Origin of the sequence: Embleya sp. NBC_00888 (genome assembly GCF_045207655.1) — a bacterium.
Taxonomy (GTDB): Bacteria; Actinomycetota; Actinomycetes; order Streptomycetales; family Streptomycetaceae; genus Embleya.
The window spans coordinates 5388961-5403267 of the sequence record NZ_CP108784.1 but is presented as its reverse complement, the minus strand read 5'-3'; the positions used below and the strand labels follow the sequence as shown (position 1 = coordinate 5403267).

Here is a 14307-nt window from a genome sequence, read left to right as displayed (position 1 = left end):
TCCGGGCCCCACCACCGGGGTCCCGGCCACGCTTCTGGTTGAGAGAGTTACCGGGGAGTATCCACGAGCGCGGCGGGTCGCGACAGAGGGGGTCCGTAACGCGGGCACGTCGATTTCGAACGGTCTGTCGGACGCAGGCCCCGGGGAGTGCCCCGACCCGTGCCCCGACGGTTACCGCCGGTCAGACCCGCACTCCGGCGCGCCACACCCCGCGCACCAGCGGCACCCCGGGCCGGTAGGCCAGGTGTACGTGCGAGGGCGCGTCGAGTTCGACCACGTCGGCGCGCGCGCCCGCACGCAGGACGCCCACATCCTCGCGGCGCAGCGCGCGGGCGCCGCCGGCCGTCGCCGCGTACAGCGCCTGGTCCGGCGTCATGCCCATGTCGCGGACCGCGAGCGCGACGCAGAACGGCATCGACGTGGTGTAGCTCGATCCGGGGTTGCAGTCGGTGGAGAGCGCGACGTCGACGCCGGCGGCGAACAGCCGGCGGGCGTCGGGGTAGACCGCGCGGGTGGAGAACTCGGCGCCCGGGAGCAGCGTGGCGACCGTGTCGCCGGCGGCCAGCGCGTCCACGTCGGCGTCGGTGAGGTGGGTGCAGTGGTCGGCCGAGGCCGCGCCGAGTTCGACCGCGAGCTGTACGCCGGGCCCGTGTCCGAGCTGGTTGGCGTGCACGCGCGGGATCAGGCCCCGGGCGACGCCGGCCTTCAGGATCGCCCGGGCCTGGTCGCCGTCGAACGCGCCGCGTTCGCAGAACACGTCCACCCAGCGGGCGTGCGGGGCGCACGCGTCGAGCATCGGGCCGGTGACCAGGTCGACGTAGCCGGCCACGTCGTCCGCGTACTCCGGCGCGACGATGTGCGCGCCCAGGTAGGTGGTCTCGGGGGTGAACGCGGACGCGATCCGCAGCGCGCGTTCTTCGTCGGCGACGGTGAGGCCGTAGCCGGACTTGATCTCGATCGTGGTGGTGCCCTGGCGGGCCGCCTCCTCGATCAGCCGCGCGGCGTTCGCGGCGAGGTGTTCGTCGCTCGCGGCGCGGGTCGCGGCCACCGTGGTGCGGATGCCGCCCGCCCGGTAGGCCTGTCCGGACATCCGCGCGTCGAATTCGGCGGTGCGGTCGCCCGCGAACACCAGGTGCGCGTGCGAGTCGACGAAGCCGGGGTGCACCGCGCGTCCCTCGGCGTCGTGGCGGGTGTCGGCGTCCGGGGCACCCGCGGCGGCCCCCACCCACGCGACCCGGTCGCCGTCGAGCACGAGAGCCGCGTCCTCGATCAGGCCGAGCGGGCCGGTGCCGAGGTCGGGGTCGTTGGTGACCAGCGAGCCGATGTTGGTGATCAGGGTGGTGGCCACGCGCGAGTGGTCCCTTCCGGTTCGAGGGGGATCGGCCGCTCCGGGGCGGAACGGCCGCGGATCAGCCGAACAGGCCGTGGATGGCCGTGCCCAACGCCTGCGGCACCGCGTCCACGAGCTGGTGCACGCCGTCGCGGACGATGGTGCGTCCGCCGACCATGACGTGCGTGACGTCGCTCGCGGTGGCCGCGAACACCGCCGCCTCGGTGGCCAGCCGCGGAACCGTGCCGGCCAGTCGGACCGAGTCCAGGCCGATCGTGGTCAGGTCGGCGAGGGCGCCCGGTTCGATCCGGCCGGCGTCCGGCCAACCGAGCGCGCGGTGGCCGGTGCCGGTGGCGTACGCGAGCAGCGCGGCGGAGGTGAAGTGGCCGCGCCGGCCGGTGCGCAGCCGCTCGTCGAGTTCGACCGCGCGGGCCTCCTCGAACAGGTCGATCACCGCCTGGCTGTCGCTGCCCAGGGACAGCGGCACGCCAGCTCGGGCCAGCTCGCCGGCCGGGCCGATGCCGTCGGCGAGGTCGCGTTCGGTGGTCGGGCAGAAGCACACGCCGGCTTCGGCCCGGGCCAGCGCGGCGATGTCGGCGTCGGTGAGGTGGGTCGCGTGCACCGCCGTCGCGTTCGCGCTCCAGAAGCCGTGCGCGTCCAGCAGCCCGGTGGGGGTCAGCCCGTGGTGCGCGACGCACGCCGCGTTCTCGGCGGGCTGTTCGGACAGGTGCACGTGTACCGGGACACCCTCGGTGCGCGCGGCCCAGGTCGCGTAGCCGTCCTTGGTGTCGAACGCCCGGACCGAGTGGATGGCCGCGCCGATCCGGGTGTTGTCGTCGCCGCGCAGCGCGCCCCAGCGTTCGTACCAGGCGTCCGAGCCGCCGTCGCCGAATCGGCGCTGCACGCCTTCCAGCGGCCGGTAGCCGTCGGCGGTGAGGCCGCCGTGCAGGTAGCAGGTGTCCAGCAGGGTGATCCGGACGCCGGCCTGGCGGGCCGCCTCGATCAGCGCGTGGCCCATCGCGTTGGGGTCGTCGTACGGGGTGCCGTCCGGACCGTGGTGCAGGTAGTGGAACTCGCCGACGGAGGTGATCCCGGCGAGCGCCATCTCCGCGTACACCGCGCGCGCGAGCGCGAGGTAGCTGTCCGGGTCCAGCCGGCCGGCCGCCTGGTACATCTGGTCGCGCCAGGTCCAGAACGTGCCGGTGCCGGTCTGGGTGCGTCCGCGCAGCGCCCGGTGGAAGGCGTGCGAGTGGGCGTTGGCCAGGCCCGGGATGGTCAGCCCGGGCAGCACCGAGGCGCCGCCCGGTGCCGGGCGGTCGGGGGTGACCGACGCGATCCGGCCGTCCTCGACCACGAGCAGCACGTCGCGTTCGATCCCGGTGCGGGTCTGCACCAGTTCACACCAGTACTCGCTCACCCGAGGTCCTCGCTGATCAGGTCGGTCACCACGTCGGCGAGCGCCGTGACGCCCGCAAGGCAGTCCACCATCTCGGCGCTCTCCGCCGGCGAGTGCGACACGCCGGTCGGGTTGCGGACGAACAACATCGCCGTGGGTACGCGCGCGGACAGGATGCCCGCGTCGTGTCCGGCGCCGGTGGGCAGGATCGGCGCACCGCCGAGGTGCTTGGCGATCCGGTCGCGCAGCGGGCCCTCGAACTCGACGACCGGCGTGAACGACTCGCGGGTGACCTGTACGGCGACCCCGTCCCGGTCGCCGCGCTCGCCGGCGGTCCGGATGATCTCGGCGACCAGGTCGTCCAGCGTGTGCTCGTCGGCGGCCCGCGAGTCGAGCCAGCCGCGCACCTCGGAGGCGATCGCGTTGGCCGCGCCGGGCCGCGCGTCGACCTTGCCGAAGGTGGCCAGCGCGCCGGCGAGGTGGGCCTTCTTGCGGGCCGTGAGCACGGTGTTGGCGTAGGTCAGCATCGGGTCGTGCCGGTCCTCCAGGCGGGTGGTGCCCGCGTGGTTGGCCTCGCCCCGGAAGTCGAACCGCCAGCGTCCGTGCGGCCAGATCGCCGAGGCCACGCCCACCGCGCGGTCGCGGTGCACCAGGTCGCGGCCCTGCTCGACGTGCAGTTCGACGAACGCGCGGATGCGGCCCAGCCGCTCCGGGTCGGCGCCGATCCCGGCCGGGTCGACACCGGCGCGCTCCATCGCGTCGCCCAGGAAGACGCCGTCGGCGTCCTTCAGCGCACGTGCCTGATCCGGCGTCAGCACCCCGGCGGACAACCGGGATCCGACACACGCGACGTTGAACCGGGCGCCCTCCTCGTCGGCGAAGTTGACGATCCCCAGTGGCCGCGCCGAGTCGGCGCCGCGCTCGCGCAGCAGGTCGAGCGCGGCGAACGAGGAGACCACGCCGAGCGGTCCGTCGTAGGCGCCGCCGTCCGGCACCGAGTCCAGGTGGCTGCCGATCACGATCGCGTCGGCGCCGGGCGCGGTCCACGCCCACTGGTTGCCGTTGCGGTCCTCCTCGTAGATCAGGTTCCGGCTCTGGGCCTGTTCGCGGAACCAGGCGCGGCACTCGGTGTCCGCGTCGGTCCACGCGTACCGGCGGTAGCCGCCGGTCGTGGCGCGACCCACCGGAAGCAGGTCGCGCCACATCGCCTCGAAGCCGGTGCTCACGCGTCGCCTTCCCGCATCGGCACCCGCACGCCGCGCTCGTCGGCGACGTCGACGGCGTGGTCGTAGCCGGCGTCCACGTGCCGGATCACGCCCATGCCGGGGTCGTTGGTGAGCACCCGGCGGATCTTCTCGCCCGCCAGCGGCGTGCCGTCCGCGACGGTGACCTGGCCGGCGTGGATCGAGCGGCCGATGCCGACACCGCCGCCGTGGTGGATGGACACCCACGAGGCGCCGGAGGCCACGTTGACCATCGCGTTCAGCAGCGGCCAGTCGGCGATCGCGTCGGAGCCGTCGAGCATGCCCTCGGTCTCCCGGTACGGGCTGGCCACCGAGCCGCAGTCCAGGTGGTCGCGGCCGATCACGATCGGCGCGGCCAACTCGCCCGAGGCGACCATGTCGTTGAAGCGCTCGCCGGCCTTGTCCCGCTCGCCGTAGCCCAGCCAGCAGATCCGTGCGGGCAGGCCCTGGAAGTGCACCTTCTCCTGGGCGAGCTTGATCCAGCGGGCCAGCGACTCGTTCTCCGGGAACAGGTCGAGCACGGCCTTGTCGGTCTTGGCGATGTCGCGCGCGTCGCCGGAGAGCGCGGCCCAGCGGAACGGGCCCTTGCCCTCGCAGAACAGCGGCCGGATGTACGCCGGGACGAAGCCGGGGAAGTCGAAGGCGCGGGTGTAGCCCGCCAGTTGCGCCTCGCCGCGGATCGAGTTGCCGTAGTCGAAGACCTCGGCGCCCTTGTCCTGGAAGCCGACCATCGCCTCGACGTGGCGGGCCATCGACTCGCGTGCGCGGTCGGTGAACTCGGCGGGCTTGGTGCGCGCGTACTCGGCCATGTCCTCGAACGCGACGCCGACCGGCAGGTAGGCGAGCGGGTCGTGGGCCGAGGTCTGGTCGGTGACGATGTCGATCGGGGCGTCCATCGCGAGAAGCTGCGGGACCAGTTCGGCGGCGTTGCCCAGCAGGCCGATGGACAGCGGGCGGCGGGCGTCGCGCGCCTCGACCGCGAGCTGGAGCGCGGCGTCCAGCGTCTCGACCCGGGTGTCGCAGTAGCCGTGCTCGATCCGGCGGTCGATCCGCGAGGGGTCGCAGTCGATACAGATGACCACGCCGCCGTTCATGGTCACCGCCAACGGCTGCGCGCCGCCCATGCCGCCGAGGCCGGCGGTCAGCGTGATGGTGCCTTCGAGGGTGCCGCCGAAGCGCTTGGCCGCGACCGCGGCGAAGGTCTCGTAGGTGCCCTGGAGGATGCCCTGGGTGCCGATGTAGATCCACGAGCCGGCGGTCATCTGGCCGTACATGGTCAGTCCGGCCGACTCCAGCCGGCGGAACTCCTCCCAGTTGGCCCAGTCGGGCACCAGGTTGGAGTTGGCGATCAGCACGCGCGGGGCCCACTCGTGGGTCTGCATCACGCCGACCGGACGGCCGGACTGCACGAGCAGCGTCTCGTCCTGCTTCAGCGTGGTCAGCGTGCGGGTGATCGCCTCGAACGAGCGCCAGTCGCGCGCCGCCTTGCCGGTGCCGCCGTAGACGACCAGCTTGTCCGGGTGCTCGGCGACCTCGGGGTCGAGGTTGTTCAGCAACATCCGCAGGGCGCCCTCCTGCTGCCAGCCGCGGGTGGTGAGCGTGCTCCCGCGTGGTGCGCGAACCTCGCGCGGTCCTGCGGTGTGGTCCGACATGGCGGCGCCCCTTCTGTCTCCGTGCACGATCTCTGTATGAAAACATTCAGTCCGTTCGAGAGTGAATCTATCTGTTCTGCAAGGCGTCGCCAAGAGAGCCGGCCCAGTGGGTGGTGTGGGCAGCGCGACATCGAGGGACTTGACCCATTCGGTGCCATTTCATGCGATCGGCGGTCGGCGCGGACCGGCGCCGGGTAGCCGGTCGGCATGGATCTGCAGGAGGTGCTCTGGGCGATCACCGCACTGGGCGCGTTCGTCGCGTTCGCGGGCCTGGTCATGCTGGTGCGCGGTCGAGGGCGCGAGCCGGGCGTGGTGGCCCTGGTGGTGATGATCGGCGCGCTGCTGTGTACCGGCGGCTTCCTGCTCAGCATCCCGCGCTACGCGGAGACCGCGCTGATCGCCGGCGGCGCGGCGCTCGTCGGCGTACTGGCCATGCTCGGCGCCATCTCGATCATGCCGGCGCACCGCGGCCACAACGGCGCGTCCGGCGTTTGAGGTCACCCGACGCCGCGCGACACCCGACCCCGGCACCGCACCCGGTCACAGCAAAATCAGCCCGTCCGGCGTTTGAGGACAAGCCGGCCGCCACCGCGAGGCTCACACGTCGAACAGCCCGCGCTCCCCCGCCTGCTTCTCGAACTCCTCCAACCGGGCCTGCGCCCGCGCAGGCTCGATATCGCACATCGCCTGGAGCAGGATCTGCCCCATCAGGATCGGTGCCCCGTACGAGTCGAAGACCAACTGCGAACCGACGCCCGCGATCAGCACCGCGTCGGACAGCGCCGCCGCCGGCGCGAACGGACTGTCGGTGACGGTGACGATCCGCAGGCCCAGGTCGCGCGCGACCCGCAGGCCCTCGCCCAACTCCCGCGGATAGCGCGGCAGCGCGAAGCACAGCAGGCCGGTGGCGCCCGCCGCGCGGGCCTGGTCGAGCCGGTCCACCAGGAGCGAGCCGCCCTCGTCCAGCACCCGCACCTCGGGCAGCACCTTGGCCGCGAAATAGCCGAAGCCGCGCGCCGGCGCCATCCCGGTCCGCAGGCCCAGCACCACCAGCGGGCGCGAGGGCGCGAGCAGCGCGGCGGCGCGGGCGATCGGGCCCGGGTCGGCGAGTTGCTCGGCGACCCGGGTCAGGTTGGCGATCTCGGCGTGCACGGCGCCGACGTACTCGTTGCGGTCCACCTCGGCGGAGGACTCGGACGTGGTCGGCAGCCCGAGTTCGCGCAGGTGTCGGCGCAGTGCCGGGTAGCCGTCGAAGCCGAGCGCGACCGCGAACCGGGTCACCGAGGGCTGGCTGACCCCGGCGAGTTGGGCCACCTCGACGCTGGAGAGGAACACCGCCTCGCCCGCGTGCCGGACCAGGCAGTGGGCGATCCGGCGCTGGGTGGGGGTGAGCCGGTGGCGCTCGAAGAGGGCGAGCAGGCGGGCGGAAGGGCTCGCTTCGTCGTCGGCCACCGACATGTCTCCTCGTTGCTGGGTCGTCGCCGTTGCCGGCGCGTCGCTCGGGCGCGCCCACCGGGTGCGGCGGGCCCGGCTGCGGACGCTGCGGGAAGGCGCGGACCGCCGCGGGTGGCGGCGGTCCGCGCCAGGCAATCCTGCCCGATCCGACGCCGGCTCGGATCGGCGCGCTCGGGGTCGGTGCGGCGCGCGGGGGTCAGTTCAGCTCGCCGGCCGCCGAGCCGACGGCCTCGATCACCTTGCCGGCCCGGACGAAGGCGTCGGCGGCCTCCAGGTCGGGGGCCAGGAAGCGGTCCGGGCCCACCCCCTCGGCGCCGCTCGCACGCAACGCGGCGATCACCGCGGCGGTGGCGGGCGCGGGCGCGCCGAGGCCGGCGGCGACCCGCATGTCCAGGGCGCGGGCGGCGGTGGTGAGCTCGATGGCCAGGATGCGGTTGAGGTTGTCGATCGCGCGGCGCAGCTTGCGGGCCGCGCTCCAGCCCATCGAGACGTGGTCCTCCTGCATCGCCGAGCTGGGGATCGAGTCGGCCGACGCGGGCATCGCCAGGCGCTTGCACTCGGAGACCAGCGCGGCCTGGGTGTACTGCGCGATCATCAGGCCGGAGTCGACGCCGGGGTCGTCGGCGAGGAACGCGGGCAGGCCGTGCGAGCGGGAGGGGTCGAGCAGGCGGTCGGTGCGGCGCTCGGCGATCGAGCCGAGGTCGGCCACCGCGACGGCGAGGAAGTCGAGCACGTAGCCCACCGGCGCGCCGTGGAAGTTGCCGTTGGACTCGATCCGGCCGTCCTCCAGGATCACCGGGTTGTCCACGGCGGAGGCGAGTTCGCGGTCGGCCACCAGCAGCGCGTGCGCGAGGGTGTCCCGGCCGGCGCCCGCGACCTGCGGCGCGCAGCGCACCGAGTAGGCGTCCTGGACGCGCGGCGCGGCGTCCTGGTGGTGCCCGGTCAGCGCGGAACCCTCCAGCACCCGCAGCATGTTCGCCGCGCTGGCCGCCTGGCCCGGGTGCGGGCGGATGGCGTGCAGCGCCGGGTCGAGCACGCGGGAGGTGCCCAGGAGCGCCTCCATCGTCATCGCGGCGGTGATGTCGGCGGTGGTGAACAGGCGGGCGAGGTCGGCCCCGGCCATCAACAACATGCCCAGCATGCCGTCGGTGCCGTTGATCAGGGCCAGGCCCTCCTTCTCCTTGAGCTCGATCGGCTCCAGCCCGGCCGCGGCGAGCAGTTCCGCGGCGGGTCGCACCACGCCGTCGGGGCCGGCCGCCTCGCCCTCGCCGGTGAGCACGAGCGCGCAGTGCGCCAGCGGCGCCAGGTCGCCGCTGCACCCGAGCGAGCCGAATTCGCGGACCACCGGCGTGATGCCCGCGTTGAGCAGTCCGGCCATGGTCCGCGCGACGATCGGCCGCACCCCGGTGCGTCCCGAGCACAGCGTCTTGAGCCGCAGCAGCATCAGCGCGCGGACCACCTCGTCCTCGACCCGGGGGCCCATTCCGGCGGCGTGCGAGCGGACCAGCGAATGCTGGAGTCGGGTGCGCAGTTCGGGGCTGATGTGCCGGACGGCGAGCGCGCCGAAGCCGGTGGACACCCCGTACACGGGTTCGGTGCGCGCGGCGAGGCCCTCGACGACCGCGCGTGATGCGGCCATCGCCTTGATCGCGCTCTCGGTGAGTTCGACGCGCGCGCCGGCGCGGGCGACCGCGAGGACATCCTGCGGGGACATCCCGGCCTCGCCGATCAGGACGGTGGCGGGGGCGGTCTCTGGGGCGCTGTGCAGATCATTATTCACTCGAACATTATGTGCATGGATCGCGACAACGCCAGGGCGGCTACCGTGCCGGGAGGCGTACGGCACGTTCGCGGCGTTTCCGTGCCACCGGTCGTGCGCCGTCCCGGAGCGGATCCGACCGCCCGGAGAGAACCGAGGAAAGGCAGTGCCGTGGGTCGGGTCACCTCTCGCCACAAGGTCCTGCGACTGGGCGGCGACGCACCGGCCGTCACCCGCACCGACACGCTCGTCGCCGAGGAGCCGCTGGACATCCGGATCGGCGGGCGCACGATCACGGTGACCATGCGCACACCGGGTGACGACTTCGACCTGGTCGCCGGGTTCCTGGCGGCCGAGGGCGTGATCGGCGCGGCCCGGGACCTGACCGCGATGCGCTATTGCGCGGGCACCGACGAGGAGGGCCACAACACGTACAACGTGGTGGACGCGGTGCTCGCAGCGCACGTGCCCGCCCCGGATCCGGGCCTGATGCGCGGGGTGTGGACCTCGAGCGCGTGCGGGATCTGCGGCAGCACCGGGATCGACGGGCTGCGCCGGATGTCGCGCTTCGACGTGCTCGCGGACCCGGTTCGGGTGGACGCGGAGGTGCTGTACGCGTTGCCCGATCGGCTGCGGGCGGCGCAGAAGGTGTTCGCCAGCACCGGTGGCCTGCACGCGGCGGGCCTGTTCACCGCGGCCGGCGACATGGTGTGCGTGCGCGAGGACGTGGGTCGGCACAACGCGGTGGACAAGGTAGTCGGCTGGGCGCTGCGCGAGGGCCTGCTGCCCCTGGCCGGCCACGTGTTGATGGTCAGCGGGCGGGCCTCGTTCGAGCTGACCCAGAAGGCCGCGATGGCGGGGGTGCCGGTGATGGCCGCGGTGTCCGCCCCGTCCGGACTGGCGGTGGACCTGGCCGCGGACGCGGGGGTGACCCTGGTCGGCTTCCTGCGCGGGCGCTCGGCGAACGTGTACAGCCACCAGGATCGGGTGACGGTGCACTCGTCCCGGCCGTCGGCCTGATCGCGGGGGCGCTCCGAGCCCGGCCGCCCGGGTCCTTGCGACGGTCGCGGTCGCCGTGTCGGCGAAGGGCCGGTCCGTGCGGTCGCCCCGGAAGCCGGGCGCCCGTCCGCGCCGTCACTCCGGGAGCGAGGCGCCTCCGGTCAGCGCGACCGCCACCAGCGCGCGCAGCACCGGGGCCAGGCCGGTGACGCTCAGGCTCAGGTCGTCGGCGTAGATCTCGACCAGCCAGCCGCCCGCCGCGTTGCTGCCGCCGGCCGCGACCATCGCCTTGTAGCCGCCCACCAGGAGCAGGTCCTCCTCGGCCGGATCGGTGCCCGGGTCACCGAGTTCGGCGACGAAGCTGCCGCCCTGCACCGCGTGCGCCGTGGCCGGATAGTGCGCCAGGTCGTATTCGGCGGTGACCGCGTCGTAGCGCTGCCCCGCCTGGCTCTGCACGCCGGTCAGGCGGTGGATCGAGTAGCGCACCGTGCGCAGCACCCGGCCGCCCGGTGGCAGGTAGGACACCCACCACGCGACCCCGTCCAGCATCCGCGCGAAGGTGTCGGCGACGATTTCCAGCCGGCCCAGCGTGTCCGCGCGGTGCACGCTCTTGGGCTCGCGCTCGTCCAGGACCGCGAGTACCGCCGCGAGCAGCCGGCCCGGTTCGGCGTTGTGCAGCGCGCCGCGGAACCGGCGGCGGTCGCGGTGCGGGCCGGGGCCCTCGGCCTCCGCGTCGTCCTGCGCCTCCCGCGCCAGGGACAGGGTCAGGTCGGGCTGTTGCCCGCGCCCGGCGACCACCGGCCGGGTCGAGCGCGAGCCCTTGGCCCGGTACTGCGCCGCGTCGGCGAGCCGGAACAGGCGGTCCGCGCTGGTCACCGGGCCCACCGGATCGCCGGTGGAGGCCACACCGCAGGCCACGCCCTCGCCGTCGTGCATCCGCAGCGCGCGCCGACACAGTTCCTCGGCGACCGCGACCACGTCGTCCGGCGGATAGCCCTCGGCGAGCACGCAGAACTCGTCGCCCCCGAGCCGGGCCGCCATCGCGCCCGGCAACATCGCGCCGCACGCGGAGAGCTGGTCGGCGAACCGCTCCAGGAGGCGGTCGCCGACGTCGTGGCCGCGCTCGTCGTTGAGCCGCTTGAGGCCGTTGACGTCGCAGACGATCAGGCTGACCACGACGCCCTCGCGGTAGTGCCGGGCCATCGCCTCGTCCAGCCGGGCGTCGATCGCGCGCCGGTTGGCCAGGCCGGTCAGCGGGTCGGTGAAGGCCAGCTTCTCGATCCGCTCGAAGTGCTCGGCCTGGGCCAGCCCGGCCGAGATCTGCGCGGCGAGCACCCCGGCGAACTCGGCGTCCACCGGCTCGAACCGCGACTGGTCGGAGCGCCGGGCCAGATACAGCTCGCCCCACACCCGGCCCTCGACCATGATCGGCGCGACCATGCAGTCGTGCCGGCCCCGGCGCAGCATCGCCGCGACCCGCTCGGGGTCGCGCGCGTGCTCGGGATCGTCCACACAGCGCGACCACGTGGTGGGCCAGGACTCGGACTCGATGATGTCCGGGAAGTCGGTGACCGGATACGTCTCCGCGGCCGGCAGCGGTTCCTCGCCCTCGGCGAGTTCGCCGTCGTTGACCAGCACGCGCAGCCGTCCGGTGTCCCGCTCCCAGACCGAGATCGAGGCGTGCGCGGCGCCCATCGCCGACCGGGCCTGGGCCGCGGACACCCGGACCACCTCGAGGAAGTGGTGGGTGGTGGCGAGCGTCTTGGCCAGATGGATGATCGCGTGCAGCCTGCGGGCCGCGTCCGGCCCCTCGACCAGGGCGACGGGTTCCGGACACGTGTCCCCGGGCATACCGGGCAGATCGTCGGGCAGGCCGCCCGAGCCCTCGGTTCCGGGAGCGCTCGAATCGGGTCGCGAAGCTACGGTTCTCACCCCCAATCCACCAGCACCGAGACCAGAGGATATGTCAGATATTGCCCGATTTATGGCAACGTGCACCCGCGTCATGCCGCCACCTCGACGGGTCGCTGTTCGCGTGTGTTCCAAGTTGTGGGCCCCGGCCGGCGCCGACGTGGCCGCCGTGCGCCCGCGCGTGAGCCCGGGGGCTCGCTCCGGTGCGAGCGAAGCGCTTGTATACCCCGGCTTCGCGTCCTGCGCACATTACTCCTGTGCCTCGCGCCCGCAACGCCCCGTGTCCGCTCCGTAGCGCAGCAGGGCGCATCGGGGCGAGAGGTTGTGAAGACAACGTGGAGGGGTCCCACGATCTCGGCCGAACGAGTACGGTCGCGGGCACAGCCCGAAGGAGCGACGCGTGCCCACGCTTTCCGTCATCGCCGCGATCGACGTACCGGCCATCCGGATCTGGGAGGCAGTAGGAGACTTCGAGGACCCGTCCGGGTGGTACCCGTGGCCGGTGGACGAGCACGACGGGAACGAACGACGCGTCCGCAGACCCGACGGCTCGACCGTGCGCGAACGGCTGGTCTCGCACGACGCGGCACACCACACCTATACCTACCGGGCGCTGGACGGCCTGCCGCTGCTCGGCCGGCTCGCACTCGAATCGATCGCCGGCGGCACGATGTGCCTGGTGGTGTGGTCGGTCCGGTTCGAGAGCACGCCGACCGAACAACTCGCGGTGCTGCGCGAGCTCGAACACGTGGTGATGCGACCGGCGCTGCGCGACCTGCGGGCGGCCTTCGCCTGACCGCGTCGCGGACACCGGGGCGCCGGGTGTCCCGGGCCGGATCCGGGCCTCACCCGACCGCCGGGGCGAGCGGATCGGGCAACGGGCTTCCCGGGCGGCAGACCGTCCAGGGTTCGACCAGGCCCAGGCCGCGCACCGGGCGGCGCCACATCGGGTGCAGTTCGTAGCGGTTGTCGCCCTCCAGCGCCGCGGCCAGTTCGCGGTCGACCACCACCGCGTCCTTGGGGCTCAGCGCGGTCAACCGGCTGGCCAGGTTGACCGTGGTGCCGAACACGTCGCCCATCCGGGAGAGCACGTGGCCGTACGCGATCCCCACCCGCAGCGCGGGCAGGATCTCCTCCTGTGCCATCGCCTCGACCAGCCGCAGGCCCAGCTCGACCGCCGAGTCCGGCGAGAAGGTCACGAACAGCACCTCGTCGCCCAGCGTCTTGACCAGCCGCCCGCCCTGCTCGGCGATCACGTCGACGGCGGTGTCCTCGAAGGTCTGCACGAGGCGGCCGAGCTCGGCCTCCTCCAGGTTGCGCGACAGCCGGGTGAAACCGACCAGGTCGGCGAAGCCGACGGCCAGCGACTGGCCCACCGTCTGCGGATCGGTCAGGCCCTGCATCGCCCGCGAGCTGGCCGCGGCCAGGTGTCGCCGCCAGGCGTAGATGACCAGCGGTTCGAGCTCGAGCATCACGTCGCCCGCGGTGGTGACCACCTGCTCGGAGCGGCTGCCGGTGAGTTCGTTGCCGATGTACTCCACCCACGCCTCGGTCTGCCATTCGGCGAACCGGGCCATGGTCTGGCCGACCGAGCGCACGAACTGCGCCGCGACCGTGGCCGGCAACAGCCCGGACTCGGTCAGCTCGCGCAGGTGCTTGAGCGCCGCGACGTCGGCGTCGGTGAACGCGCGGGCCGGACCGAAGTCGGCGAAGCCCAGGCCCCGCCACAACCTGCGGGCCTCGTCGAGGGGCACTCCGACCAGGTCGGCGACCTGGCCCGAGGTGTATCGCCGTGGTGCGCCCAGGACGACCTGCTCGACGTCGGCGATGGTGTTGTTGACCGCCTCGATGTCGGACAGGTCGGGCAGGGCGTGCTGATCGGCCGCGTCGGCCCCGGCGCCCGCGCCGGGCTCCACGCGGGTCCGTTCCTCGGGCATGTGGCTCCACCGGTGTGCGAAGGATGGTCTCGTCGGAGCCACACTACGTGTCGGGGGTCACAAAGGTTCGGGGTCGGGCGGAGCCACCTGCTTCCCGCGCTCGGCGGCGGCCCGCCGCACGAGCACGAGCAGCTCGCTCTGCAGCCGCACCACGCGCGGCAGACCGGGCAGTTCGAGCTGGTCCCGGTCGCCGACCGGCACCAGCACGAGGGTGCCCGCGCCGAGCACGCGGTCCGCGAACGACTCGTGCTCGACCAGTACGTCCTCCACCCGGGCGAACGGAACCACCCGGATCTCCCGGGTCACCGTGCCGGTACGCACGGTCATCCGGTCCGCGGCGACCGAGTACAGCGTGCCCAGCCAGGCCAGCCACGGGACGACGCTCCAGCGGATCAGCACCGCGAGGCCGGCCAGGAGCACGGCGGGCTGGATCCAGCCCGCGGCGGCGTTCGGCGGGGTCAGCGCGGCGAGGAAGCCGGTGACGGCGACGGTGGCGAACAGGGCGAGGGCGGGGCGGACGAGGTGCATCCAGTGCGGACGCACGACGAAGAGCGTGTCGTCGTCGACCTCGGCTGTGATGGGGAACACCGGGCCTCCTGATGGGTCACCCACGATTGTGCGGGT

Annotated in this window: 12 protein-coding genes; 3 read left to right on the top strand and 9 right to left on the bottom strand. The window is 73.4% G+C overall.

Annotated features, from left to right (window positions below):
* Positions 1-181: 181 nt before the first annotated feature.
* The 4 genes from hutI to hutU form a co-directional block, all read right to left on the bottom strand.
* Complete coding sequence (gene hutI / locus OG948_RS23180) at positions 182-1348, bottom strand: imidazolonepropionase (RefSeq protein ID WP_406298328.1); 1167 nt, start codon at positions 1346-1348, stop codon at positions 182-184.
* Positions 1349-1409: 61 nt separating this feature from the next.
* Entirely contained in the window at positions 1410-2747 is a 1338-nt protein-coding gene (locus tag OG948_RS23175) for a formimidoylglutamate deiminase (RefSeq protein WP_406298327.1), read from the bottom strand.
* Positions 2744-3931: an allantoate amidohydrolase gene (locus OG948_RS23170; protein WP_406300321.1), complete on the bottom strand. Its 1188-nt coding sequence runs from the start codon at positions 3929-3931 to the stop codon at positions 2744-2746. Before OG948_RS23170 ends, OG948_RS23175 begins: the two co-directional genes overlap by 4 nt.
* Positions 3932-3948: 17 nt before the next feature.
* Complete coding sequence (gene hutU, locus OG948_RS23165) at positions 3949-5622, bottom strand: urocanate hydratase (RefSeq protein WP_402230414.1); 1674 nt, start codon at positions 5620-5622, stop codon at positions 3949-3951.
* A 207-nt stretch (positions 5623-5829) separates the two neighbouring features.
* On the opposite strand from hutU, the gene OG948_RS23160 reads away from it, so the two are divergent.
* On the top strand, positions 5830-6117 hold the full coding sequence (locus tag OG948_RS23160) for a hypothetical protein (RefSeq protein WP_406298326.1): 288 nt from the start codon (positions 5830-5832) through the stop codon (positions 6115-6117).
* A gap of 102 nt (positions 6118-6219) precedes the next feature.
* On the opposite strand, the gene OG948_RS23155 is transcribed toward OG948_RS23160, so the two are convergent.
* Together OG948_RS23155 and hutH are read right to left on the bottom strand one after the other, a co-directional pair.
* On the bottom strand, positions 6220-7080 hold the full coding sequence (locus tag OG948_RS23155; protein ID WP_406298325.1) for a MurR/RpiR family transcriptional regulator: 861 nt from the start codon (positions 7078-7080) through the stop codon (positions 6220-6222).
* Between the two features lie 193 nt (positions 7081-7273).
* A complete protein-coding gene (gene hutH / locus OG948_RS23150) occupies positions 7274-8845 on the bottom strand; it encodes a histidine ammonia-lyase (RefSeq protein ID WP_406300320.1) in 1572 nt (523 codons plus the stop codon).
* A 162-nt stretch (positions 8846-9007) separates the two neighbouring features.
* On the opposite strand from hutH, the gene fdhD reads away from it, so the two are divergent.
* Complete coding sequence (gene fdhD / locus OG948_RS23145) at positions 9008-9856, top strand: formate dehydrogenase accessory sulfurtransferase FdhD (RefSeq protein ID WP_406298324.1); 849 nt, start codon at positions 9008-9010, stop codon at positions 9854-9856.
* Positions 9857-9970: 114 nt separating this feature from the next.
* On the opposite strand, the gene OG948_RS23140 is transcribed toward fdhD, so the two are convergent.
* On the bottom strand, positions 9971-11767 hold the full coding sequence (locus tag OG948_RS23140; protein WP_406298323.1) for a GGDEF domain-containing protein: 1797 nt from the start codon (positions 11765-11767) through the stop codon (positions 9971-9973).
* Between the two features lie 379 nt (positions 11768-12146).
* On the opposite strand from OG948_RS23140, the gene OG948_RS23135 reads away from it, so the two are divergent.
* A complete protein-coding gene (locus OG948_RS23135; protein WP_406298322.1) occupies positions 12147-12542 on the top strand; it encodes an SRPBCC family protein in 396 nt (131 codons plus the stop codon).
* 49 nt (positions 12543-12591) lie between these two features.
* Here the strand turns inward: OG948_RS23135 and OG948_RS23130 are convergent, their stop codons facing one another.
* Together OG948_RS23130 and OG948_RS23125 are read right to left on the bottom strand one after the other, a co-directional pair.
* Entirely contained in the window at positions 12592-13683 is a 1092-nt protein-coding gene (locus OG948_RS23130) for an adenylate/guanylate cyclase domain-containing protein (protein ID WP_395866383.1), read from the bottom strand.
* 57 nt (positions 13684-13740) lie between these two features.
* Positions 13741-14271 (bottom strand): PH domain-containing protein, encoded by a 531-nt coding sequence (locus tag OG948_RS23125; RefSeq protein WP_406298321.1) that lies wholly within the window; start codon positions 14269-14271, stop codon positions 13741-13743.
* Positions 14272-14307: the final 36 nt, after the last annotated feature.